The sequence below is a fragment of the Actinoallomurus bryophytorum genome (assembly GCF_006716425.1).
GTDB classification, from domain to species: domain Bacteria; phylum Actinomycetota; class Actinomycetes; order Streptosporangiales; family Streptosporangiaceae; genus Actinoallomurus; species Actinoallomurus bryophytorum.
Window position 1 is genome coordinate 78,598 of the sequence record NZ_VFOZ01000002.1, and the last position, 22,179, is coordinate 100,776.

The 22,179-nt window shown below is 70.8% G+C and carries 24 protein-coding genes; 9 read left to right on the forward strand and 15 right to left on the reverse strand.

The features are described 5' to 3' along the window. Positions 1 to 20: 20 nt before the first annotated feature. The 8 genes from FB559_RS46510 to FB559_RS36595 form a co-directional block, all read right to left on the reverse strand. The gene (locus FB559_RS46510; RefSeq protein WP_141962214.1) at positions 21 to 749 is read right to left on the reverse strand and encodes a VOC family protein; all 729 of its coding nucleotides are present in this window, start codon (positions 747 to 749) and stop codon (positions 21 to 23) included. Positions 750 to 828: 79 nt separating this feature from the next. Then, positions 829 to 1,656, reverse strand: a complete 828-nt coding sequence (locus FB559_RS36565; RefSeq protein WP_221640603.1) for an enoyl-CoA hydratase-related protein — start codon at positions 1,654 to 1,656, stop codon at positions 829 to 831. Positions 1,657 to 1,658: 2 nt separating this feature from the next. Further along, a complete protein-coding gene (locus FB559_RS36570; protein ID WP_141962215.1) occupies positions 1,659 to 2,297 on the reverse strand; it encodes a TetR/AcrR family transcriptional regulator in 639 nt (212 codons plus the stop codon). Beyond that, positions 2,294 to 3,403, reverse strand: coding sequence for a branched-chain amino acid ABC transporter permease (locus FB559_RS36575; protein ID WP_141962216.1), 1,110 nt, complete (start codon positions 3,401 to 3,403; stop codon positions 2,294 to 2,296). Before FB559_RS36575 ends, FB559_RS36570 begins: the two co-directional genes overlap by 4 nt. After that, the gene (locus FB559_RS36580) at positions 3,400 to 4,302 is read right to left on the reverse strand and encodes a branched-chain amino acid ABC transporter permease (protein ID WP_141962217.1); all 903 of its coding nucleotides are present in this window, start codon (positions 4,300 to 4,302) and stop codon (positions 3,400 to 3,402) included. Before FB559_RS36580 ends, FB559_RS36575 begins: the two co-directional genes overlap by 4 nt. Next, positions 4,299 to 5,054 (reverse strand): ABC transporter ATP-binding protein, encoded by a 756-nt coding sequence (locus FB559_RS36585; protein WP_246122712.1) that lies wholly within the window; start codon positions 5,052 to 5,054, stop codon positions 4,299 to 4,301. Before FB559_RS36585 ends, FB559_RS36580 begins: the two co-directional genes overlap by 4 nt. Continuing rightward, positions 5,051 to 5,815: an ABC transporter ATP-binding protein gene (locus tag FB559_RS36590; RefSeq protein ID WP_246122715.1), complete on the reverse strand. Its 765-nt coding sequence runs from the start codon at positions 5,813 to 5,815 to the stop codon at positions 5,051 to 5,053. The genes FB559_RS36585 and FB559_RS36590 overlap by 4 nt, the downstream gene beginning before the upstream one ends. Before the next feature lie 2 nt (positions 5,816 to 5,817). Further along, positions 5,818 to 7,035, reverse strand: a complete 1,218-nt coding sequence (locus FB559_RS36595; protein ID WP_141962219.1) for an ABC transporter substrate-binding protein — start codon at positions 7,033 to 7,035, stop codon at positions 5,818 to 5,820. A 537-nt stretch (positions 7,036 to 7,572) separates the two neighbouring features. On the opposite strand from FB559_RS36595, the gene FB559_RS36600 reads away from it, so the two are divergent. Next, positions 7,573 to 8,472: an SGNH/GDSL hydrolase family protein gene (locus FB559_RS36600; RefSeq protein ID WP_185792645.1), complete on the forward strand. Its 900-nt coding sequence runs from the start codon at positions 7,573 to 7,575 to the stop codon at positions 8,470 to 8,472. A 321-nt stretch (positions 8,473 to 8,793) separates the two neighbouring features. Here the strand turns inward: FB559_RS36600 and FB559_RS36605 are convergent, their stop codons facing one another. Next, the gene (locus FB559_RS36605; protein WP_141962221.1) at positions 8,794 to 9,561 is read right to left on the reverse strand and encodes a TetR/AcrR family transcriptional regulator; all 768 of its coding nucleotides are present in this window, start codon (positions 9,559 to 9,561) and stop codon (positions 8,794 to 8,796) included. A 212-nt stretch (positions 9,562 to 9,773) separates the two neighbouring features. Between FB559_RS36605 and FB559_RS36610 the strand changes: the two genes are divergently transcribed. Genes FB559_RS36610 through FB559_RS36640 form a run of 7 tightly spaced genes read left to right on the forward strand, consistent with a single transcriptional unit; the run spans position 9,774 to position 15,816 of the window. Continuing rightward, a complete protein-coding gene (locus FB559_RS36610) occupies positions 9,774 to 10,574 on the forward strand; it encodes an enoyl-CoA hydratase/isomerase family protein (protein ID WP_141962222.1) in 801 nt (266 codons plus the stop codon). Further along, positions 10,571 to 11,356 carry an SDR family oxidoreductase gene (locus tag FB559_RS36615; RefSeq protein ID WP_246122717.1) on the forward strand — a complete coding sequence of 262 codons (786 nt, stop codon included), beginning with the start codon at positions 10,571 to 10,573 and terminating at the stop codon, positions 11,354 to 11,356. The genes FB559_RS36610 and FB559_RS36615 overlap by 4 nt, the downstream gene beginning before the upstream one ends. Further along, positions 11,353 to 12,372: a phosphotransferase family protein gene (locus tag FB559_RS36620; protein WP_246122719.1), complete on the forward strand. Its 1,020-nt coding sequence runs from the start codon at positions 11,353 to 11,355 to the stop codon at positions 12,370 to 12,372. Before FB559_RS36615 ends, FB559_RS36620 begins: the two co-directional genes overlap by 4 nt. A 10-nt stretch (positions 12,373 to 12,382) precedes the next feature. Beyond that, the gene (locus tag FB559_RS36625) at positions 12,383 to 13,609 is read left to right on the forward strand and encodes an acyl-CoA dehydrogenase family protein (protein WP_141962223.1); all 1,227 of its coding nucleotides are present in this window, start codon (positions 12,383 to 12,385) and stop codon (positions 13,607 to 13,609) included. Next, entirely contained in the window at positions 13,606 to 14,388 is a 783-nt protein-coding gene (locus tag FB559_RS36630; protein ID WP_141962224.1) for an SDR family oxidoreductase, read from the forward strand. Before FB559_RS36625 ends, FB559_RS36630 begins: the two co-directional genes overlap by 4 nt. A 19-nt stretch (positions 14,389 to 14,407) precedes the next feature. Then, on the forward strand, positions 14,408 to 15,121 hold the full coding sequence (locus tag FB559_RS36635; RefSeq protein ID WP_141962225.1) for an SDR family NAD(P)-dependent oxidoreductase: 714 nt from the start codon (positions 14,408 to 14,410) through the stop codon (positions 15,119 to 15,121). 44 nt (positions 15,122 to 15,165) lie between these two features. Further along, entirely contained in the window at positions 15,166 to 15,816 is a 651-nt protein-coding gene (locus tag FB559_RS36640) for a GNAT family N-acetyltransferase (protein WP_141962226.1), read from the forward strand. Here FB559_RS36640 and FB559_RS36645 read toward each other — a convergent pair. Continuing rightward, positions 15,787 to 16,200 (reverse strand): DUF1622 domain-containing protein, encoded by a 414-nt coding sequence (locus FB559_RS36645; protein WP_141962227.1) that lies wholly within the window; start codon positions 16,198 to 16,200, stop codon positions 15,787 to 15,789. The genes FB559_RS36640 and FB559_RS36645 overlap by 30 nt on opposite strands. Before the next feature lie 151 nt (positions 16,201 to 16,351). Between FB559_RS36645 and FB559_RS36650 the strand changes: the two genes are divergently transcribed. Further along, positions 16,352 to 16,816 (forward strand): DIP1984 family protein, encoded by a 465-nt coding sequence (locus tag FB559_RS36650; RefSeq protein ID WP_141962228.1) that lies wholly within the window; start codon positions 16,352 to 16,354, stop codon positions 16,814 to 16,816. A 225-nt stretch (positions 16,817 to 17,041) separates the two neighbouring features. Here the strand turns inward: FB559_RS36650 and FB559_RS36655 are convergent, their stop codons facing one another. The 5 genes from FB559_RS36655 to FB559_RS36675 form a co-directional block, all read right to left on the reverse strand. After that, entirely contained in the window at positions 17,042 to 17,395 is a 354-nt protein-coding gene (locus tag FB559_RS36655; RefSeq protein WP_185792646.1) for a LiaF domain-containing protein, read from the reverse strand. A 144-nt stretch (positions 17,396 to 17,539) separates the two neighbouring features. Beyond that, positions 17,540 to 18,283, reverse strand: a complete 744-nt coding sequence (locus FB559_RS36660) for an ABC transporter ATP-binding protein (protein ID WP_141962230.1) — start codon at positions 18,281 to 18,283, stop codon at positions 17,540 to 17,542. After that, positions 18,280 to 20,103 carry a branched-chain amino acid ABC transporter ATP-binding protein/permease gene (locus FB559_RS36665; protein ID WP_141962231.1) on the reverse strand — a complete coding sequence of 608 codons (1,824 nt, stop codon included), beginning with the start codon at positions 20,101 to 20,103 and terminating at the stop codon, positions 18,280 to 18,282. The genes FB559_RS36660 and FB559_RS36665 overlap by 4 nt, the downstream gene beginning before the upstream one ends. After that, a complete protein-coding gene (locus tag FB559_RS36670) occupies positions 20,100 to 20,969 on the reverse strand; it encodes a branched-chain amino acid ABC transporter permease (RefSeq protein ID WP_141962232.1) in 870 nt (289 codons plus the stop codon). The genes FB559_RS36665 and FB559_RS36670 overlap by 4 nt, the downstream gene beginning before the upstream one ends. A 3-nt stretch (positions 20,970 to 20,972) precedes the next feature. After that, positions 20,973 to 22,139 carry an ABC transporter substrate-binding protein gene (locus tag FB559_RS36675; protein ID WP_141962233.1) on the reverse strand — a complete coding sequence of 389 codons (1,167 nt, stop codon included), beginning with the start codon at positions 22,137 to 22,139 and terminating at the stop codon, positions 20,973 to 20,975. Positions 22,140 to 22,179: the final 40 nt, after the last annotated feature.

Genomic DNA, 22,179 nt, shown 5'->3' on the forward strand with positions numbered 1-22,179 from the left:
TGCGCCTGAAGATCAGACGCTCACTCCGGCGCCTCGTTCCAGGTGAAGCAGAACGGCTTTCCGGCGGGGTCGGCGTACACACGCCAGTTGTCGCCCTCGCCGGGCAGCCTCGTCGCGCCGATCGCGAGCACGGCCCGCTCCGCCCGCTCCAGGCCGGCGCGCTCGACGAGCAGGTCGAGGTGGACCTGCTGCGGCGCGGCCGGATCGGGCCAGCGCGGCGCCCGGTAGTCCTCGACCTGCTGGAACAGCACGGGCATCCTGCCGTCCTCGCCGATCATCGCGACACCCGGAGCCTCGTACGTGACCGCCTTGCCCAGCAACTCGGAGTAGAACGTGCTCAGCGCCTTCGCGTCCGGGCAGTCGAGCATCACACCCATCACCGTCGTGTTCGGGTCGTCCTCCTTGACGCACAGGTCGAACGGGTGCCCGGCCGGGTCGGCGAGCGTGTGCCAGCGCTCGTTGCGCCGCAGCAACGTCGCGCCGAGCGCGACCGCCTTGTCCGCACCGGCGTCGATGTCGGGTACGCGCAGATCGAGGTGGGCCTGCTGCGGCGCCGCCGGGTCGGGCCACCGGGGCGCCACGTGATCCGGCGCGTACTGGAACGCCATGCGCCACCCGTCCGGCGTCCTCATCGTGATCCACTCGTCGTCGGCGTGGCTCCGCGTCCAGCCCGCCAGGGCGGCGTAGAAGTCGGCCTCCGCGGCGATGTCCGGTGCGTCGAACACCACCGTCTTCAGCTCGGCGATCATCTGCTCTCCCCTCCGTCGTCAACCCGCCCATCCTTCACGACGGGTCCGACACTCGCGACCACCCGGCAGTGGCCGTGCCTCAGCGGCCTTCGAAGACCGGCGTCTCCTTGGCGGCGAAGGCCGCGACGGCGGCGGCGTGGTCGGCCGTCTCCCCGCACCGCATCATCTCGTTCACCTCGAGGTCCATGCAGGTCAGCAGGTCACCGTCGACCGCGCGCAGGACATTGCCCTTGATGGCCCCCATCGCGATCGACGGCCCGGCCGCGAGCGTACGGCCCCAGTCGAGCGCCGCCTCCAGGGCCTCACCGGCCGGCACGACGCGGTTGACCAGGCCGGCCTCCGACGCCTGCGCCGCCGTCATCCGGGGCGAGAACAGCAGGAGCTCCATGGCCTTCGCCTTGCCGAGCATCCGGGTCAGGAACCACGTCGCGCCGTAGTCGCCGCTCAGCCCGACGCGTGCGAACGACGTCACGAACACACCGGCGTCGGAGGCGACACGCAGATCGCACGCCAGCGCGAGCCCGAGGCCGGCTCCCGCGGCCGCGCCCTCGACACACGCGATCGTCGGTTTGGCCATGGCGTGCAACCGCCCGGCGGTCGCACGCTGCAGCCGCCGCTGACGCTCGATCCGCTCGTGCACGGGCGTCTGGGAAGGGCCACGCGCGACCCTCTCGGCGAACCCCTTCACGTCACCGCCCGCGCAGAACGCGCCACCGGCGCCGGTCAGGACGACGCAACCGACCTCACGGTCGGCCTCGCAGACCGCCAGCGCGGCGGCCATCCCCTCCAGCATGGCGTCGCTCAGCGCGTTGCGGCGTTCCGGCCGGTTCATGGTCAGGACCGCGACGCCCCGGTCGATCTCGGCGAGCAGGTCGTCGGTGCCCGTTTCGAGGACACGATGTGTCACGTTCACTCCTTCGAAGCGTCGGGGGGAACGGTCAGCCCGAGAGCGGCGCCCCACAGCATGGACAGCGTGCGTGCCGATTGGTCGAAGTCGACCGGTTTCTTCACGGCCGGGTTCCCGACGAGCAGCGAGTACGCCGTCCGGCTCACCATCGAGGTGAGCGCGATCGCCGTCGAGTAGGGGTCGAGGCCCTCGGGCAGCACGCCGAGGCGGCCGACGGCGAGGATGTGCGCCTCGGTACGGGCGAGGTAGGCCTCCGAGCGCTCGGTGAGCATCTCCTGCACACCGGGGTCGAACGTCGCCACCTGCTCGATCACGCCCATCAGCGCCGCGTTCTCGCGATACCTGACGAGGTATCGCCGCGTGGCGCGCGCGATCCCGCGTGCCGCCTGCTCGGTGCTCGTGTACTCGATCGCGCGCGTCGTGGGCGCCGTCGTGGACAGGACGCTGGAGGCGACGACGCGGAAGAGCTCCTCCTTCGTCGCGAAGTACGTGTAGAAGGTGCCGTGCGCCACGCCCGCCTCACTCGCGATGTCGGTGATCCGCGCGTGCAGGAACCCGTCGCGTTCGAACACCCGGCGTCCGGCCTCGACCAGGGCGTCGCGGGTGCGCCGGCCTCGCGGCGTCCGTCGTGCCGTCGTCAACGCGACTCCGCCGGCGCGGGCGTCCCGGCGACGGCGGGCTCGGGCTCGCCGCCTCCCGGTGCGCCGCCCCCGCGACGGCGCACGGCGTGGGTCCCCTTCTCGATCACGCCCGCGAGCCCGCCGGGCAGGAACAGGACGAACAAGATGAAGACGACGCCGAGCAGGAGCTGAGGCTGGGCGAGCGGGATCCGCAGGGCCTTGGGCAGCGCGGCGACTCCGGAAGAGGACGAGACCGCCGGCAGCCGCTGCTGCAGCAGGGTGTACACGACCGCCCCGAGCAGCGCGCCCCACACGCGGCCTCGGCCACCCAGAATCAGCATGATCACCAGTCCGATCGAGAAGCTCAGCGACGTCTCGCCGGGGTCCGCCGCGCCCAGCAGTATGGCGTACACGATCCCGGCCACACCGGCGATCGTCGACGCGATGAGGGTCACGGCCAGCTTGTACTTGTAGGTCGTGTACCCCATCACCCCGGCGCGCAGCTCGTTCTCCCTGATGGCACGCCACACGTGCCCGATCCTGGTCCGGGTCAGCCATCGCGCGAACGTGTACACCAGGACGAGCAGCCCGAGCGCGAGCCAGTAGACGTGCTTGGTGTTGACGATCCCGACCAGGCCGTGAGGGAGCTTCTCGTACGGGATCGTCACCCCGTCCGCGCCTCCGCTCCTGAGGTAGTTCTGGCCGATCGCGATGGCCATCAGCTGCGCGGCCGCGAGCGTCACCATCGAGAACGCGATGAGGCTGGCGCGCAGCGCGACGGCGTTCACGACCGCGGCCACCACGATCGTGATCCCGGCGGCCGACAACGCCGCGACGCCGAAACCCGCCGAGGTGAAGGCCAGCAGCATCACGAAGGTGTACGAGCCCAGGGCGAAGAACATGCCGTGACCGAAGGAGACCAGGCCGGTGTATCCCATCAGCAGGTCATAGGAGATCGCCAGCACGGCGATGACGCACGCGGTGCCGAGGATCTGCATACTGGCGATGCTCCCGACCGTGTCCGGCAGGATGCCCAGGCCCGGCACGGCGAGGTAGGGCATGCAGGCCATCAGCACCACCACGGCCACCAGCACGAGCGGGGTCCAGAACCTTCTCAGCGTGTTCAAATCAGCCGGCCCTTCTTCCCGCCGACGCCCTCGGGCCGCAGGAGCAGCATGCCGCCCATGAGGACGAAGGAGAGGATCTCGCCGAGCCCCGGATTGACGTAGAAGTTCGCGAACTGCTGGAGCAGCCCGACGGCGACCGCCGCGATCGCGGCCCCGCGCAGGGAGCCGAGGCCTCCGACCACGAGCACGATGAACGCGTACAGCAGGTACGAGTCGCCGATCGAGGTGTTGACGGCGTTCGCGTACAGGGCGGCGAGCACACCGCCCAGCCCGGCCACCGCCCCGCCGATGGTGAAGACCAGCGTGAACGACCGCCGTACGTCGATACCGAGCGCGCGCACCATCTCGCGGTTCTCGACGCCCGCGCGCACCACCAGCCCGTGCCGGGTGTACTTCAGGAACACCTCGAGCGCGACAAGCAGCAGGATCGCGGCGCCGACGAGCACGAAGTCGCCGCGCGCGATGTGGGCGCCGAGGATGTCGGTGGTCGTCCGGGTGAACCACGCCGGGGTCGGGACCGCCCGGTTGTCCGGACCCCACACCCCGTTCAGCAGCGCGACGAGCGAGAAGCCCAGGCCCGCGGTGATGAGCAGCTGGTCGAGGTGGTCCCGCTTGTAGAGCGCGCGCAGCAGGATCCGCTCGGTGAGAAAGGCGAGCGTACCGCCGACCGCGATCCCCACCAGCAGCGCGAGCAGCAGGCTCGCGACGGACGGCGGGCTGGCCAGGCTCGAACGCCGCAGCACCAGCCAACCCGCGTACGCGCACGCGGTCAGGTACGCGCCGTGCGCGAAGGTCAGCACCCGCATCAGGCCGAAGATCAGTGCCAGGCCGGACCCGAGCAGGAAGTACACCGCGCCGACGGACAGGCCGGTGAAGATCAGCAGGATCACGTCGCTCACGAGCTCGCCCCCGATACGGCCGATCCGACGCTGAGATAGGCGCGTACGGCCCCGTCGTCCTCGGCCAGCCGGCCGGCGGGTTCGCGCAGCACCACCGCGCCGTCGACCATCACGGCGATGTGGTCGGCCAGGCGGCGCGCGACGGCGAGGTTCTGCTCGACCATGAGCACGGTGGTCTGCCCGGCGGCGCGTTCGAGGACCTCGACGACCTCGCGCACCACCACCGGTGCGAGCCCCTTGGTCGGCTCGTCGACCAGCAGCAGCTCGTTGTCGTTCAGCAGGCCGCGGGCCAGCGACAGCATCTGCTGCTGGCCGCCCGACAGCGTCCCCGCCAGGTGCTTCGTGCGTTTCTTCAGCTCGGGAAAGAGCTCGAACACCAGGTCGTGGCGGGGCTGCCCGCCGCGCCGTACGGCCAGCCGGAGGTTCTCCCCGACCGTGAGGCCGTGGAACACGTCGCGGTCCTCGGGGACGTAGCCGATCCCGCGGGCCACGATGTCGTGCGTCTCCTCCCCCGCGATGTCGGCCCCGGCGAACGTGATGCGGCCCGTACGGCGGACGAGCCCGAGGATCGCTCGCATCGTGGTGGTCTTGCCGACGCCGTTGCGGCCGAGCAGCACCGTCACCCGGTGCCGCGGCACCCGCAGGGAGACGCCCTGCAGAATGTGGGACTCCCCGAGGTAGGCGTGGACGCCGGCCAGCTCCAGGGCCAGGTCCGGCTCCTCCCTAGACAGGCTCGTGTCCGGTGGGCTCACAGCGGCTCCCCCAGGTAGGCGTCGCGGACGGTGGCGTTCGTGACGACGTTCGCCGGTGTGTCGAAGGCGAGCAGGGAACCGTGGTGCATCACGGCGACACGGTGCGCGAGCTCCATGACGACGTCGATGTGGTGTTCGACCATCACGATCGTGGCGTCGGTGTCACGCTGCACGTCCCGGATCAGCTCCATCAGCGAGGGCAGGTCCTCGCTGTTCACCCCGGCCATCGGCTCGTCGAGCAGCACGATCGTCGACTCGCTCGCCAGCATGAGCGCCAGCTCCAGCTTCCGCCGGTCGCCGTGCGAGAGCGATCCGGCCAGGTCGTGCCGTACGCCGTCGAGCCCGACCCGCGCCAGGTGCTCGCGGATCGGGCCGAGCGCGGCGGCGGACGAGCCCGGCGCACGCCAGAGCCCGCGGAACCGCTGCTCCTTCGCCTGCCGGGCCAGCCGCACGTTCTCCAGGACGGTGAGGCCCAGGAAGAGGTACGAGGTCTGGAACGTGCGGCCCAGCCCCAGCCGGGCCCGGCGCGCGGGACCGGCCGAGGTGACGTCCTGCTCGTGCAGCATGACCCGGCCGCTCGTGGCGCGCAGGGTCCCGCTGACGACGTTCAGCAGGCTCGTCTTGCCGGCCCCGTTGGGCCCGATCACCGCGACGAGCTCGCCGGTGGCGACGCCGAGCGTGACGTCGCGCAGGATCTGGGCCCCGTCGATGACGAGGCTCAGCTCCTCGACCCCGAGGGCCGCCGACTCCGTACGAAGCACGCCTACCTCTTGATGGGGTCGGTCACGGCGGTCGCCATCTCCTTGGACGTGTACGCCTTCACGAGCTGCGGAGTCCATGTGTCGCCCGCGCCCTTGGCGAGCTTCACGGCGAACTGCGGGGTCAGCTCGGCGTGGTCCGCGGCGCGCATGGTGACCTCACCCTGCGGGCTCGTCCACGTGTAGTCGTCCAGGGACGCGGCCATCTTCTTGGTGTCGTCGGTGCCGCCGGCCTGGATCGCGTGGACGATCATCGCCGCCGCGTTCCAGCCCGTCGGGTCGTCGTACTCGACCTGGTGTTTGTGCTGCGCGGCCCAGGTCATCAGGAACTTCTCCTCGGCGTTGCCGGAGAAGCCCGGGTAGTAGTAGAGGCTGAACAGCGCGTTCTCCACGCCCTTCGGCCCGAGCGCCTGGCCGATCGAGGCGTAGGTGTTCCGCGTGATCAGGTAGCCGATGAACTGACTGGTGTCGAAGACCCCCTGGGCGCGCAGCGCGGCGAAGAGCTGGTCCGTGCCGGCGCCGGCCCACGAGCTGTAGATGTAGTCGGGCTTCTCGGCCTTGATCTGCGCCGCCACCGCGGTGAAGTTGGTGGTGCTCATCGGCAGCAGGTGCTTGGTGGACGTGACGTGCACCTGCTCCAGCGGCACCTTCAGCGACGTGTAGGTGTCCTGCCCGTACGCGTAGTCCTGGCCGACGTAGGCGAGCTTCTTCTTCGACAGGTCGCCGCCGCCGAGCAGCTTCTGGAAGATCTGCGAGCCGTTCTTGTTGGCGTTGCCGAACACCAGGGGGTTCACGCCGGTCAGCTGGTAGCTCGCCGAGCCGCCGGGCAGGTAGATGATGTTGTTCTGCACCGCCTGCTGGGCGACCGGGATGGCGATCGACGAATCCGTGATGCCGGTCAGGAACTTGGCGCCTGAGGCGATCATCGCCTTGGCCTTGGCGATGCCGACCGGCGCCTGCCCCGTGTCGTTGGCGTAGGTGACCTCGATCTTGTGCCCGTCGACGGTGTTCGTGCCCTTGGTGAGGTAGTTCAGGCCGGCCTCGAGCCCGTCGCGGAAGTCGGCGGACTGCACGGAGTACGTGCCGGTCTGCGATGAGATGACGCCGACCTTGACGGTGTCGGAGCCTCCCCCCGACGAGCCCGAAGCCGCGCAGGCGGTCATCGCGAGTCCCAGCGGGACGATGAGCAGCGCCGTGCGAAGACGTCCACCGGTGACGCGCATAGACACTCTCCTGAAATTTTCGTGGTCGTCCGTCGACGAGCTGCGCCGCCACGCGGAGCGGACGGAAGAGGGAGGAATACCCCGGGACTGTCGAGGTGCGTCATTGTTAGTTGACTATGAGGTCAGTGTCAAGTTATAGACCTCCAACATAGCCAGCTCGCGCCACTTTCCTCCCGTATCCCCCCGGCCGACCAGGGATTTCGACACCTGCCGAGCCGCCGGCCACGGATTCATACTTGACGGTGACCTCAATCTCAGTTGTAGTGTGACCCATGCAACACCGGTGCCTCCAGCCCCAGCTCAGCAGGCCCTCCGCGGGCCGGTCCCAGCCCAGGCTCGAAATCCCCCCGCCGAACTGTGCGCCGGGGGGCGCACAGCCCTGCCTCCGGGTTTCGGCACGCGTCCCGCGACGAGGCGGTCGCGGTGCCGGACGTCCGGTGTGCGCTTCGTGATCCCGACCCGCCGGCCGGACGCGGCCGTCTGCGGTCGTTCACGCGTTGCCGACCCGATCCCCCTCAAACCGTTTGGGAGATGGCAGTGAAAGCACCGAGAGTTCCACGCCGCCCGCGGACCAGCACGTGGCGCCGCCTGACCCACGCCGTCCTCGGCACCGCACTGGGCGCCGGCCTGCTCATGGCGCTGGCGCCGGCGGCGTCGGCGGCGAGCGCGGCGTACGTCGCGATCGGCGACTCCTACACTTCGGGCTACGGCCTGCCGGGGCAGCTGTCGAGCCCGCCGATCATCGCCGGATGCGGCCAGTCCTCGAACAACTACCCCCACCTCGTGGCCCGCCACTACAACACGACGGTCGACGACCGTAGCTGCGCCGGCGCCACGACGGCGCAGTTCACCGGATCGCAGGGGGCGAACCCTGCCCAGGACAGCGCGCTCGGCCCGAACACCGTGCTGGTCACCGTCAGCATGGGCGGCAACGACGTCGACTTCTCCACCACGACCTCGCAGTGCCTGGCGGCGGGCGCGGCGAACCGCAGCTGCCAGACGACGCAGCTGAACAACCTGATCAACAGCGACCTGTCGAGGCTGGCCTCGCACCTGCCCGGCGACATCGCCCACATGAGGTCACTGGCGCCGAACGCGACCATCGTCTACATCGGCTACCTGTCCGGCCTGCCGGACCAGGCGACGTGGAGTGCCACGGGATGCCGGTCGAACCTTCCCTACTACCCCGGTGACATCGCCTGGCTGAACACCCAGGGCCAGCGCCTCAACAGCGTGCTCAGGTCGGCCGCGCAGTCACAGGGCGCGATCTTCGTGGACTCGCTGGCCAAGAGCGCGGGCCACGACCCCTGCCGCCCCGTCGGCACCCGCTGGACGGAGGGCCTCCACCCGGCCGCCCCGGCCACCGCGACGTTCCACCCGAACCTCGCCGGCCACTCCGCCTACGCATCAATGATCATCAGCGCCCTCGGCGGCTGATCCCCGAAGGGTCCGGCCGATCACCCCCCGGCCGGGCCCTTCGCATGCCCCGCCCCCGGGCGGCCGCTGGACGGGGCGGCGATCGTCACGATGAGACAGGCCCAGGCCGCGAAGCTGCTGAGCGCCCGGCTGATCTGTCCGTCACGGGCACGGGGTGTGGTTTTTGGTTCGCGGTCAGGGCGCGGTGAATGCCCGGCCGCAGGCCTGGGGCGCGGCGGCAGACCCCGCGCGCGGCGGGACAGAGACAGCGGAAGGCCGATGGATCCCGTCGGCGGCGGCCGGTGCGCGGGCGCCCCTCGCGCACTGCCCCGAGGACACCGGTCAGTCGGCCGCGCGCCTCGGGCGGCTGGCCCTCGCCGGGGTGCGGACGGGCTTCGCGACGGAACGCGGGGCCGGCGCGTCGTCTTCGCCGCCGGTCTTGATCTTCAGGGCGTTCACCCACAGCCGGGTGAGCATCGAGACGAGCTCCTCGAACGGGCACTCGTCGCCGAGGACGTAGACGCCGTAGGCCATCCGGCCGACCATCGCGTCGACGGCCTTCGCCGCGAGCAGCGGGTCGAGGTCCGGGTCGGCCAGCCCGCGTTCCTGGAGCTCCTTGATGCTGCGGGCATTGCGCCGCGCGAACGCCTCGCCGCGCTTGCGGCGCAGCTCGCGCAGGTTGTCATCGCAGGTGGCCGCCTGCTCCAGCGCGCGCATGAGCCGCGCGTTGCGGCGGTACCAGGTCAGGTAGGCGCGGTTGCCGGCCTCGATCTCGGCGATGGGGCCGCTGCCCTGCGTGGCCGTGCGCACATGCGGGTGCAGCGCCGAGTCCTGTACCTGCTCCAGGACCGCCGCGAAGATCTCTTCCTTGCTGGTGAAGTACACATAGAAGGAGCCGACGGACACGTTGGCCTCGGCGCTGATGTCGCTCAGGCGGGCGTCGAGATATCCGTCGTGCTCGAAGACGCGGCGGGCCGCCGCGATGAGCCGCTCGCGGGTGCGCTGCCCTCGCGCGGTGGTGGGCAGCGATCGCTGCCCCGCGTTGTCGGGGTCACCGACGACGGCGTCATCCGGGGAGTCTGTTGAGGTGGCACGGGATCGCGAGCTCATGTCGCCATCAGAATAGCTGAGGACGAAGTCAGCGCCAAACGACGGCGCGCCATGGACGATGGGGAACGCCTCCCCAGCTCGGCACGGGTTTTGGTCGCATCGAACCACCCGAACCGGCCAGAATTGACGTTGACCTCAATTTCAGATAGAACCACGGAGCCGGTGCCCGCTCCCGGGACGGCCCCTTCCCACAGCGAAAGGTCGGTGGTGACGTGCCGTACTCGGAGATCGAGCGGCAGCGCGACGACTCGGGCGTGGTCACGATCACGATGAACCGCCCACAGAAGCTCAACGCGTACACCACGAAGATGTGCGAGGAGCTGTCGGAGGCCGTCGACGAGTTCGCCCGTACCGACGCCGACCGGGTGCTGGTTTTGACCGGCGCCGGACGCGGCTTCTGCTCCGGCGGCGACCTCTCCGGTCACTTCGAGGCGCTGAAGGCCACGACGCGCCGGCTCGGGCACGCCGCCGTGATGCGCGAGGGCATGCACCCGCTGTCCCGCAGGCTGTTCGCCCTGGACAAACCCACGATCGCGATGGTCAACGGCCCTGCCATCGCCGGCGGCCTCGCCCTCGCGCTGCTGTGCGATCTGCGCATCGCCGCCGACACGGCGATCCTCGGCGACACGAGCGGCGCCGCCGGAGCGCTCCCGGACGAGGGCGGCGCGTGGCTCTTCCCCCGTGCCATGGGGTACGACCACGCGTTCAGGATGGTCGCGCTCGGCGAGAAGTACGACGCCGCCACGGCGCACCGGCTCGGCCTGGTCACCGAGGTCGTTCCCGCCGCCGAGCTGCGCGAGCACACGATGACGCTCGCGCGTGACCTCGCCTCCCGCGCCGCCGTGACCGTCCGCATCGCCAAGCGGATCATGCGGCGCGGCCTGGAGTCCACGTTCGAGGCATCCCTCGGCGACGCGGAGATGGCCGTCGTGATGAACAACGACACCGAGGACGCGCAGGAAGGCGTCAAGGCGTTCCTGGAGCACCGCCGGCCACGCTTCGAGGGCGCGTGAACGCCGTCGGGGACCGTGCGGCCCCCCTGGCGGGCCGTACGGCGCTCGTCACCGGCGGGTCGCGCGGGATCGGCCTCGGCATCTCCCGGTTGTTCGCCGAGCTCGGCGCGAACGTGCTCATCGTGTCGCGCCGCGAGCCGTCGCTCACCGAGGCGGTCCGCACCATCACCGAGGCCGGCGTCGACCCGGGCGCGGTCGCCTACCGCGTCGGCAGGGCCGACTCCGAGGAGGACGCCGACGCGAGCGTCGCGCTCGCGGTCGAACGCTTCGGGAGCCTCGACATCCTGGTCAACAACGCCGCGACCAACCCCTACTTCGGCCCTCTCACCGGCATCGGCCGGAGCCAGGCCGACAAGACCCTCGGCGTCAACCTCTGGGGCCCGCTGCGGTGGATCCAGGCCGCCTGGGAGCAGTACCTGCGCGACCACGGCGGCGCGGTGCTCAACATCTCCTCCACCAGCGGTACCGCCGTGGACCCCGGTCTCGGCTGGTACGGCACCGGCAAGGCCGGGCTGATCCACCTCACCCGCCAGCTCGCGATGGAGCTCGCCCCGGGGGTCCGGGTCAACGCCATCTCCCCCGGGCTGATCAAGACCGACATGTCACGCGCGCTCTGGGAGAACGGCGAGGAAGAGCTCGCGGCCACGATGCCGCTGGCCCGGCTCGGGACCCCGCGCGACATCGCCGAGGCCGCGGCCTTCCTCTGCTCCGGCGCCGCGGCCTGGGTCACCGGCCAGACGCTGACCGTCGACGGCGGTTACCTCGTACGGCCGTCGTCGTGAGCGACCTTCCGGGCCTCGATCTCCCGCGCCTGACCGCCTGGCTGGACGAACACCGGCCGGGACTGCGCCAGGGCGGGCTGCGCGCGGGGCTGCTGGCCGGGGGAAGGTCCAACCTCACCTACCGGCTCACCGACGACGTGCACGCGTGGGCGCTGCGCCGGCCGCCGCTCGGCCACGTCCTGCCCACGGCGCACGACATGGCACGTGAGTATCGCGTGATCAGCGCGCTGCGCGGCACCGGGATCCCGGTCGCCGGCGCGGTCGCGTTCAGCGAGGACCCCGGCGTCATCGGAGCGCCGTTCTACCTCATGGACTTCGTGGCCGGCCGGGTCCTCGCCACCGCGCAGGACACCGCGGCGCTCTCTCCCGTGGAGGCGGCCCGTACCGGACAACTCCTGGTGGACACGCTCACCGCGCTGCACGAGCTGGACCCCGTGGCGGCCGGGCTGGGCGGCTTCGGCCACCCGGCCGGGTTCCTCGAACGTCAGGTGAGGCGCTGGCACCGGCAGTGGCGCTCGTCCGAGACCCGGCCTCTCGACCTCGTCGGGACGACCGTGGACCGGCTCTCGATGTCCGTCCCCCAGGGGGGACGGCCGGGCATCGTCCACGGTGACTACCGCCTGGCCAACACCATCCTCACGCCCGCCCTCGACCGGATCGCCGCCGTCATCGACTGGGAGATGGCCACGGTCGGCGATCCCCTGACGGACCTGGGCCTGCTGGTGGTCTACCAGTCGCTCGCCGCGGACGGGGAGTTCGGCCTGGCCCCGCTTCGGCCCGCCGACGGCCACCTCACCGCCGGGCAGCTGGCCGCACGCTACCGCGACCGGTCCTCCCGGGACCTCGGGAGGCTGAACTGGTACGTCGGGTTCGGTTTCTTCAAGCTGGCGGTCATCTCCGAGACCATCCGCCACCGCCACCTCGCCGGCCAGACCGTCGGAGCGGGCTTCGAACGCCCCGGCGACGACGTCCCGGCGATTCTCGAGGCGGCTCAGCGCGCCCTCGCCGACGATTAGGGAGACAAGCATGGACTTCGCCCACAGTGAACGGTCCCTGGAGCTGCAGGCCGGCCTGCGGAGGTTCCTCGACGAGCAGGTCTATCCGGCGGAGCCGGTCTTCGAGGAGCAGGCGGCCGCGAACCGCGCGGCCGGCACCCCGTTCCGTACGCCCGCGGTGCTCGCCGACCTCAAGGTGGAGGCACGCAAGCGCGGGCTGTGGAACCTCTTCCTGCCCGACGAGCGGCACGGCGCCGGGCTGAGCGTCCTGGAGTACGCGCCGATCGCCGAGCTCAGCGGCCGCTCGCACGCGATCGCGCCCGAGGCGATGAACTGCTCCGCCCCCGACACCGGCAACATGGAGCTGCTGTCCATGTTCGCCACCGAAGAGCAGGCCGCGCGGTGGCTCACGCCGCTGCTCGAAGGGGAGATCCGGTCCTGCTTCTCCATGACCGAACCGGCCGTGGCCTCCTCCGACGCCGCCAACATCGCCACCACCATCACCCCGGACGGCGAGGAGTACGTCGTCAACGGCCGCAAGTGGTGGTCCACCGGCGCGCTGCGCGAGGAGTGCGAGGTCGCGATCGTCATGGGCGTCAGCGACCCGGACGCCGGCAAGTACGAACGGCACTCGATGATCCTCGTCCCGCTGGACACCCCCGGGGTCAGGGTCGAGCGGTCCACCAGCGTCTTCGGCTACGACGACGGCCCGCACGGCGGGCACGGGGTCATCCACTACGACAACGTCCGCGTGCCGCGCGACAACCTCCTCGGCCCGCAGGGCGGGGGCTTCAAGATGGCGCAGGCCCGGCTCGGACCCGGCCGGATCCACCACTGCATGCGCTGCATGGGCATGGCCGAGCGTGCCCTAGAGCTGATGTGCGACCGCGCCGCCGCGCGTACGACGTTCGGGCGGCCGATCGCCTCACACGGCGTGGTCCAGGAGTGGATCGCCGAGTCCCGGCTGGCGATCGAGCAGGCACGCCTGATGGTGCTCAAGGCAGCGTGGCTCATCGACACCGTCGGCGCCGGGAAGGCACGTACCGAGATCGCGGCGATCAAGGTCGCCGCCCCGCGCGCGGCGAGCTACGTGCTCGACCGCGCCATCCAGGTCCACGGCGGCGCCGGAGTCTCCTCGGACACTCCGCTCGCCGAGGCCTGGGCCCAGGTCCGTACGCTGCACCTGGCCGACGGCCCGGACGAGGTGCACCTGCGGACGCTCGCCCGGCAGGAGCTGCGCCGCCGGAGCGGCGCGTGAACCCGGCGGGTTCGGTCGTCGTCGTCACCGGCGCCGGCGGCGGCATCGGCGCCGCCCTCGCGGCCCGGTTCGCCGCCGACGGTGCTTCGGCGGTCGTCGTCGCCGACCTCGACGGCGACGCCGCGCGGGCGGTCGCCGCGCGGATCGGCGGGGTGCCCGAGACGCTGGACGTCGCCGACGCGACGGCCGTGACGGACCTGGTCGAGCGTACGGTGGGCCGCTTCGGGCGCGTCGACCTGTTCTGCGCGAACGCCGGGATCACCACCGAGCTCGGCCTCGACGCACCGGAGGCCCTGTGGCGGCGGTCGTTCGAGGTCAACGTGATGGCGCACGTCCACGCGGCGCGTGCCGTCGTGCCGCACATGCTCGCGGGCGGCGGCGGCCACTTCCTGGCGACGGCGTCGGCGGCCGGGCTGCTCACGGCGCCCGCCGACGCGCCGTACTCGGTCACCAAGCACGCCGCCGTCGGCTTCGCCGAGTGGCTCGCGATCGCCTACGGTGACCGCGGCATCGGGGTCAGCGTGCTGTGCCCGATGGGCGTGGCAACTCCGATGCTGATGGGACCGCTCGACGCCGGTGCCGCCTCGGCCAGGGCGGTGGCCGCCTCCGGGGAGATCCTCAGCCCGGAGGCGGTCGCCGACGCGGTGGTCGGGGGTCTGGCCGCGGGTGAGTTCCTGATCCTCCCGCACCCGGAGGTCGGTACGTTCTGGGCGAAGAAGGCCGCGCGCCCGGACCGCTGGCTGGCGGCCATGCGCGGGCTCGCCGGCCGGTCCGCCTGATCACCAGGGAGTACGCACCATGGGCAAGCTCGAGGGCAGGGTCGCCGTCGTGACCGGCGGCTCCTCCGGCATCGGGGCGGGAACCGCCCGCCACCTGCGCGACGAGGGTGCCAGAGTCTGCGTCACGGACATCCAGGCCCCGGGCGCCGACGACGGCCTCCTGTTCCTCGAACACGACGTGTCCTCGGCGCACGCCTGGCTACGGGTACGCGACCAGGTCCTCACCGAGCTCGGCGGAGTGGACATCCTGGTGAACAACGCGGGGATCTTCGTGCCCGGCATGATCGCGGACATTCCGCTGGAGGCGTGGGACCGCACGCTGGCCGTCAACCAGACCGGCATCCTGCTCGGCATGCGGACCTTCGCCGACGCGCTGGAGTCCTCAGGCCACGGCTCGATCATCAACATGTCCTCCTACGCGGGGATGCAGGGCTACGGCACGTCCGTCGCGTACCAGGCGGCGAAGTGGGCCGTGCGCGGCATGACCCGCTTCGCCGCCCACGAGTTCGCGCCTCGCCGGATCCGCGTCAACGCCGTCGTGCCGGGCTTCATCGACACCCCCATGCTTGCCGCCGGCGGCCAGAAGCTCCGCGACACCGTCGTCCGCCGCACCCCGCTCGGCCGGCTGGGCGACGTCACCGACATCGCGCACGCGATCGCCTACCTGGCGAGCGACGAGAGCTCCTTCGTCACCGGCACCGAACTCGTCCTCGACGGCGGAATGCTCGCCTAGCACGCCGGCGTGACTCACGCCGGTCAGGTGGCCAGAATGGGGACATGCTGGTGGATCATTTCCCGCTGCTGGGGCTGAGGCTGAGGACACCACGACTCGAGCTGCGGCTGCCTTCGTCCGCAGAGCTGGCCACCCTCGCCGAGGTGGCGGCCGGCGGCATTCACGCTCCTGATGTGATGCCGTTCCTGGTCCCCTGGACCGATCGGCCGCCGGCCGAGATCGCCCGCGGCGTTGTCCAGCACCACTGGCTGCGGCTGGGGAACTGGTCTCCGCAGGACTGGTCGCTCAACCTCACCGTGTTTCACGCGGGTGAGGTCGTCGGGCAGCAGACCATCAGCGCGCATGACCTGGCCGTCATCCGCGAGGTACATACCGGCTCGTGGCTGGGACGGCGCCATCAGGGGCAGGGAATCGGGACCGAGATGCGAGCCGCCGTGCTGCGCCTCGCCTTCGCCGGACTGGACGCCGACGAGGCGGTCTCGGGCGCGTTCGAGGACAACCCGGCGTCACATGCCGTCTCGCGCAAGCTCGGTTACCGACCCGACGGCGTCAACCGTCACGTCGTCCGCGATGCCATGGTCATCGAACATCGCATGCGCCTCACCCGGTCGGCGTGGGAACGCCAGCGCACCATCTCCGTCACCATCGACGGGCTGGCCCCATGCCTACCCATGTTCGGGATCGGCACCGCGTGACGGCAGGCGGCCGGATAACTCCCCGCTGGTCCCCTGGGACCTGGGCCGTTGGCTCTGCCAGGGCCAGCGGCCCTCCAGCTCGACCTCGAGGGAGAAGCTCAGGAAGGTCCGCACCAGGACGATCACGGCGAGGACGCCGACGCTGGTGAAGGTCGGCGAAACGGCGACGGTGCGGATGATGTCCCCGGCGACCAGGAACTCCAGCCCCAGCAGGATCGCCCGGCCGAGGCTCTGCCGGTAGAGGCGGTACACGGCCTCACCGCGGCGGGTCAGCAGCCGGTGGGCCAGGACGGCCGTCGCGAACAGCGCTCCCCCGACGATGACCGCGACCCCGGCGACGTCCACGGCGGCGCCGACGTCCTCCACGGTGTGCGCGAAATCCACGCGATCGCCCTCAGCTCACTCGAACCACCGGCCACGGTCCACCTGAGTCTTTCCGCCCAGCGGCCCACGAACACCGCCGCCCGGAAATACGGATGCCCTGGACGTATGTGCGCCGCCATACTCATGCGGAACTCACTTGGGGGTGAAGCCCATGAAGCTTGCCGAAGCACTGGCCGAGCGCGCGGAGGCCACGCGGCGCGTCGAACGACTGCGTGCCCGCGTGGTGGGCAGCGCGCGCTACCAGGAAGGCGAGACGCCCGCCGAGAACGCGGCGGACCTGCTCGCGGAGGCCGGAGAGGCGCTCGACTCCCTCGAGTCCCTGATCCGGCGGATCAACAGGACCAACGCCGCGGTTTCGATGGGCCGGGACGGCACCGTCACCGACGCGCTCGCGCGCCGGGACGTGCTCCGGTTGCGGCACGGGGTGGTCACCGCGGCCGCGGACGCCGCCGCGGGCCAGCGCGGAACCGTCCGCCAGCTGCGGTCGGAACTGATGATGCTCTCCGCGCTTCCCGTCGCCGACCTGCGGGCGCAGGCCGACGTCCTCGCGCGTGAGATCCGCGAGCTCGACCTGCGGATCCAGCGCACGAACTGGGAGGCCGACCTCCTGGACTGAACGCGGCGAGACGATGGGAGCAGGTAGTCGTACCGGAGGCGTTGCACACACCGCGGGCCGGCGGTTCATCCGGTCCCTCCTGGTGCGCGAAGAGCAGTGCGCGGGGTTCGATTCCCCGATACAGAGCAGCTCAGCATCGCGCACAGGTGACCGTGCACGGCGCACAGCACACAACCGCGTGCAGATCCGGGACGACGAGGGCGGGAATGGGGCATTCCCATCGTCTTAGGAGGTCGTACGGCGGACGTTGACGCCGCCGACGATGCCGTACGCGTGGACCCGCACGACGGGGGCGCCGGGGGCCACCTCCCCCTCCTCGACGCGCCTGCGGCCGATCAGGTTGAAGCCCTGGACCTGGACGTCCGTGCCGGCCGGTACGACGAGCTTGAGGCCGCCCGCCAGTGACACCTTGACCACGGTCGTACCGCCGTCGGGGATCACGGCCTCGGTGAGGTCCAGGTCGGCGCCGCCCACGGCCGCGACCGAAACGGTCCGGTCGCGCGTCTCCCAGCGGCCCCGGCGGTCCAATCCGCCCAGCAGACTCAGATGCCAGTTCGTCTCGCCATTCTGGTTTCGCATGACCATTCCTTTTTCGATGCTTTTATCTGCCACGCCCCAATGTACGGATCGGCCCGGCGGCTGATTAGTCCCGCCTATAATCACCTGACCATGACTTTTGTCATGCGATTCATCTCTGTCCGATCGGGCGCCGGCAGACGAGACCTAGATTCCCAGGTAGATGCGCCGGACCCGGACGTCATCGCGCAGCTCGGCGGACGTTCCCGTCATGGCGACCTCTCCGTTCTCCATGACCAGGCAGTCGCTGGTGGCCTCGAAGGTGAGCTTGGCGTTCTGCTCCACCAGCAACAGGCTCAGCCCGTCCTCGCGCAGGCGCCGCAGGACGGCGAGGATGTCCTCGACGAGCTTGGGCGACAGGCCCATCGACGGCTCGTCCAGGAGCATCAGCCGCGGTTTGGCCATCAGTGCCCGGCCGACCGCCAGCATCTGCTGCTGACCGCCGGACAGGGCACCGGCCAGCCGGCCGCGCATCTCCCCCAGCACCGGGAACAGCTCGTAGACCTCGGCGAGACTCTGCCGGGTCTGCTCGCCGCGCCAGGACCGGGCGTACGCACCGAGCAGGAGGTTCTTCTCCACGGCGAGACCGGGAAAGACGTGCCGGCCTTCGGGGACGTAGCCGATCCCGTGCCGTACCACGTCGCGGGCCCTGATCCGGGTGAGGTCGGTCCCGCCGAAGCCGATCCGGCCGCCGCTGCGCGGCACGAGGCCCATCAGCGCCTTGAGCGTGGACGTCTTGCCCGCCCCGTTGGCGCCGATGATCCCGACGGCCTGGCCCGGCGCGACGGTGAAGCCGATCGAGCGCACCGCGCAGACCCCGCCGTAGTGCACCGAGAGGTCCTCCACGGTGAGCGTGCCGGCGGCGGTGGCCGGGTCTGCGGGTTCGCTCATTGCGACACCTCCGGCAGCGGCAGCCCGGCCATCGCCGAGTCTCCGAGGTAGGCCTCGATCACGGCGCGGTCGCCGGCCACCTCGGCCGGCGTGCCCTCGGCGATGACCTCGCCGCCCGCCAGGACGGTCACGCGTTCGCACAGTGACATGACCAGTCCCATGTTGTGCTCGATGAGGACGACGGTGACGCCGCTGTCGCGGATCGACCGTACGATCTCGGCGAGCCGGCGTACCTCCTCGCCGTTGAGGCCCGCGGCCGGTTCGTCCAGCAGCAGGAGGCGCGGTGACCCGGCCATCGCACGGGCGATCTCGATCCGGCGCTGGATGCCGTACGGCAGCGAGCCCGGCGGAGCGTCGGCGAACTCCGTCAGGCCGAAGCGGGCGAGCAGGTCGTCCGCCTGCCGGTTCAGCGCGTGCTCCTGCCGCCAGATCGCCACCGGCCACAGCGCGTACCGCCAGATCGCGCGGGTACGCGTCCGGTCCAGCGCGACCAGCAGGTTGTCCCTGACCGTCAGGTCGGCGAACAGGCGCAGGTTCTGGAAGGTGCGTGCGACACCGAGCATGGACAGCCGGTACGGCCGGGCGCCGCCGACGGCGCGCCCGGCGACGCTCACCTGACCGCCCGACGCCTTGTAGAACCCGCTGATCACGTTGAACAGCGTGGTCTTGCCCGAACCGTTGGGCCCGACGATGCCGCGGATCTCACCCCGGTCAACGCTCAGCGAGACGCCCTTGAGCGCCTTGAGCCCGCGGAACTGCTTGGCGACCTCGCGGATCTCGAGGATCTCCGCGCCGTCCGCCGGTCCGTCCGCGGGCTCGACGGGATCGTAGGGCCGGAACGGCAGCAGCGCCGCCCGCCCGGCCGGGCCGCGCCGGCGCTCCAGCACACCGCGCACCCGGGCCGGGATGCCGGCCAGCCCGGTGGGCGCGAAGACCACCATGGCCACCACGACGACGCCGAAGCCCAGCTGGGCGTAGGTCGGATAGTCCGACAGCCGCTCCCGGATCAGTGTCAGGCCGGCCGCGCCGATGACGCACCCGACCAGGCTCTGCCGTCCGCCGATGACGACCATCGCGAGCAGCAGGAACATGTTGGCGATGTTGAAGGTGTCGGGCGCGACGAAGCGGATCAGGCCCGCGTACAGGACGCCGGCGATCCCGCCGTACACGCTGGACAGCAGGAACGCGGTCATCCGCAGTAGCGGAATCTCCGCGCCGATCGCCCCGGCGGCGAGCGGGTCGTCCCGCATCGCCCGCATCCGGCGGCCGAGCGACGTGCGGACCACGAACAGGCCGAAGGCCAGCGCGGCGGCGAAGACCACCACTTCGAGGTAGTAGTAGAGGTACTCGCTCGACAGGTCGACGCCGAACATCGGCGGGACCGGGATCGCGGAGATGCCGTCGGCCCCGCCGGCCGGCCCCGCGTTGGTGGTCCAGTTGATGAAGCCGAGCGCCAGGCCGAGGGTGACGATGCCCAGGTAGTGCGACTGCATCCGCAGGGCCGGGATGGCGACCAGCAGACCGGTCAGCGCGGCGGCGAGGATGGCCAGGACCGCGGCCGGCCAGAAGCCGAGGCCGCTCCGCGTGGTGAGGATCGCCGTCGTGTAGGCGCCCACCCCGAAGAAGGCGATCTGGGCCAGGTTGATCTGGCCCGCGATGCCCATGGCCAGGCCCATCCCGATCGCCAGCAGCGCGAAGACCAGCGCGATGTCGACGACGTGGATCGCGTACCCGCCGAGCCCGTACGGCAGCGCCCAGGCCAGGACGGCGAGCAGCAGCAGCCCTCCCGGCCGGGAGAGTCGTCGCAGTCTCGGGCTCATGCTCGGCTCACCGTCGTCTCGCCGAACAGGCCGGTCGGGCGGATCATGATGAGAACGGTGAAGACCAGGAAGACGACCAGCTCGGAGTAGCCCTGGAAGTGGCCCGCGGCGTAGGAGTCCAGCACTCCGATGGCCAGGCCGCCGACGATGGCGCCGGGGATGTTGCCGCAGCCGCCGAGCATGGCGGCCGCGAACCCCTTGATGCCGAGGGTGCCGCCCATCGTCGGGTTCACGTACAGCATCGGCCCGGCCAGGCCGCCGGCGAGCGCCGCGAGGCCCGCGCCGATGGCGAACGCGATCGCGTTGCTGCGCCCGACGTGGATGCCCACGGCGGTGGCCGCCTCGTGGTCCATCGCCACGGCCTGCATGGCCGCACCGCGCTTGGTGCGCTGCAGGAAGGCGACGAGCAGCACGACCGCGATCGCGGCGATGGCCACCACGACCAGGTCGTAGGTGCGGATCCGCAGGCCGAAGACGTCCAGCGGCGCGGACTTGACCGGCGAGGCGACCGCACGCCCGGTCGCGCCCCAGATGAGGATGGCCAGCGCCTGCAGGACCATGCCGAAACCGATCGTGCCGATCAGCATCAGCGTGACGTCCTTGTTCTCCAGCGGACGCAGCACGCGCTCGATGACGAGGCCGATCAGTCCGGTCACCGCGATGGCCGACACGATGGCCACCGCGAACGGAAGCCGGGTCGAGGTGTAGAACGTCGACGCGGTGTAGGCACCGATCATGAGGACGTCACCGTGGGCGAAGTTGACCAGCCCCATGGTGCGGTAGACGAGGGAGAAGCCCATGGCGACCAGGGCGTAGACCGCACCCAGGCTCAGCCCGCCGACCAATGTCTGAAGAAAGACCTGCACGGCTCAGCCCTCGGCCTTGACGAGGGTTCCCTTTCTGATGATCCCGATCGAGGTCGCGGTGATGCCCACTCCGGTGGCGTCGAAGGCGAAGTCGCCCATCAGGCCCTCGTACTTCACCGCCCGGATCGCGTCCGCCAGCTTCTTGCCGGTCGCGACACCGGAGTTCTTCATCGCGGTCAGCATGATCTGGGTGCCGTCGTAGGCCTTCGCGCCGTGGAGTTCGGCCTCCTCGCCGAAGGCGGCCTTGTACGCGGCGGCGAACTTCTTGGTGGCGGCGCTGGTGTCGTTGCTGAGGTAGGGCGAGCTGACGATGGTGCCCTCGGCGTTGGCCGCACCCGCCGTGTCGCGGAAGACCGGTGTGCCCTGCGGCGCCGCGCCCGCGAACGGCGCGTTGATGCCCAGGTCACGGGCCTGCTTGACGATCAGCCCGGACTCCACCTCTTCGGCGCCGATGAAGACCACCTGCGGCTGCCTCTGGCGGATCTTGGTCAGCTGGGCGCTGAAGTCCTTCTGGTCGGTCGTGACGACCTCGTCGTCCACCGGGGTGATCCCGCGCCCGGACAGCGCCTTGAGGAAGGCGTCGTGCTCGCCCTTGCCGTAGGCCCCGTTGTTGCTGATGAAGGCGATCTTCTTCAGCTTCTTGGTGTCGACGAGGTACTTGGCGAGCGTCTCGTCGTAGGTCGTGCTCGTCGGCCCGTTCAGGAACAGGAACGGGCTCTTCAGCGCCACCATCCCCGGGGACTGGCCGGAGGCGATGTTGGGGATCTCGGCCTGGCGCAGCGTGGGGGCCATGGCGATCGTGACGGCGCTCTCCGCCGTACCGATCATCGCGAGGTACTTCTGACTGTCGATCTTGCGGGCGATGTTGGTCCCCACCGTCGGGTCGCCCTGGTCGTCGAAGACATCGAGCCGGATCTTGCGGCCGTTGATGCCGCCCGCCGTGTTCCACTCGTCGACGGCGAGCTTGGCGCCCTTGTACTCCCACTTGCCCAGCGAGCTCAGCTGCCCGCTCTGCGCGTCGACCAGGGCGATCTTGATGGGGCCGGTGCCGCTGGAGCCGGAGTCCTTGGACTCACCGGGGGCCGCGCAGCCGCCGGCGAGTACTACGGCGAGGACGCCGGCGGCGAACGTGAACGTACGGAACCGTGGAAGACCGGGAAGATCGGACATGGAGGTCACCTCTGCAAGGGGGGATGGTGGAGGAGATCGG

Excerpts from the sequence above, each read along its gene's own strand:
- FB559_RS36660 (WP_141962230.1), bottom strand. The coding sequence starts at position 18,283 with ATGAGCGAACCCGCAGACCCGGCCACCGCCGCCGGCACGCTCACCGTG.
- FB559_RS36655 (WP_185792646.1), bottom strand. The coding sequence starts at position 17,395 with ATGCGAAACCAGAATGGCGAGACGAACTGGCATCTGAGTCTGCTGGGC.
- FB559_RS36675 (WP_141962233.1), bottom strand. The coding sequence starts at position 22,139 with ATGTCCGATCTTCCCGGTCTTCCACGGTTCCGTACGTTCACGTTCGCC.
- FB559_RS36665 (WP_141962231.1), bottom strand. The coding sequence starts at position 20,103 with ATGAGCCCGAGACTGCGACGACTCTCCCGGCCGGGAGGGCTGCTGCTG.
- FB559_RS46510 (WP_141962214.1), bottom strand. The coding sequence starts at position 749 with ATGATCGCCGAGCTGAAGACGGTGGTGTTCGACGCACCGGACATCGCC.
- FB559_RS36635 (WP_141962225.1), top strand. The coding sequence starts at position 14,408 with ATGGGCAAGCTCGAGGGCAGGGTCGCCGTCGTGACCGGCGGCTCCTCC.
- FB559_RS36595 (WP_141962219.1), bottom strand. The coding sequence starts at position 7,035 with ATGCGCGTCACCGGTGGACGTCTTCGCACGGCGCTGCTCATCGTCCCG.
- FB559_RS36625 (WP_141962223.1), top strand. The coding sequence starts at position 12,383 with ATGGACTTCGCCCACAGTGAACGGTCCCTGGAGCTGCAGGCCGGCCTG.
- FB559_RS36650 (WP_141962228.1), top strand. The coding sequence starts at position 16,352 with ATGAAGCTTGCCGAAGCACTGGCCGAGCGCGCGGAGGCCACGCGGCGC.
- FB559_RS36605 (WP_141962221.1), bottom strand. The coding sequence starts at position 9,561 with ATGAGCTCGCGATCCCGTGCCACCTCAACAGACTCCCCGGATGACGCC.
- FB559_RS36640 (WP_141962226.1), top strand. The coding sequence starts at position 15,166 with ATGCTGGTGGATCATTTCCCGCTGCTGGGGCTGAGGCTGAGGACACCA.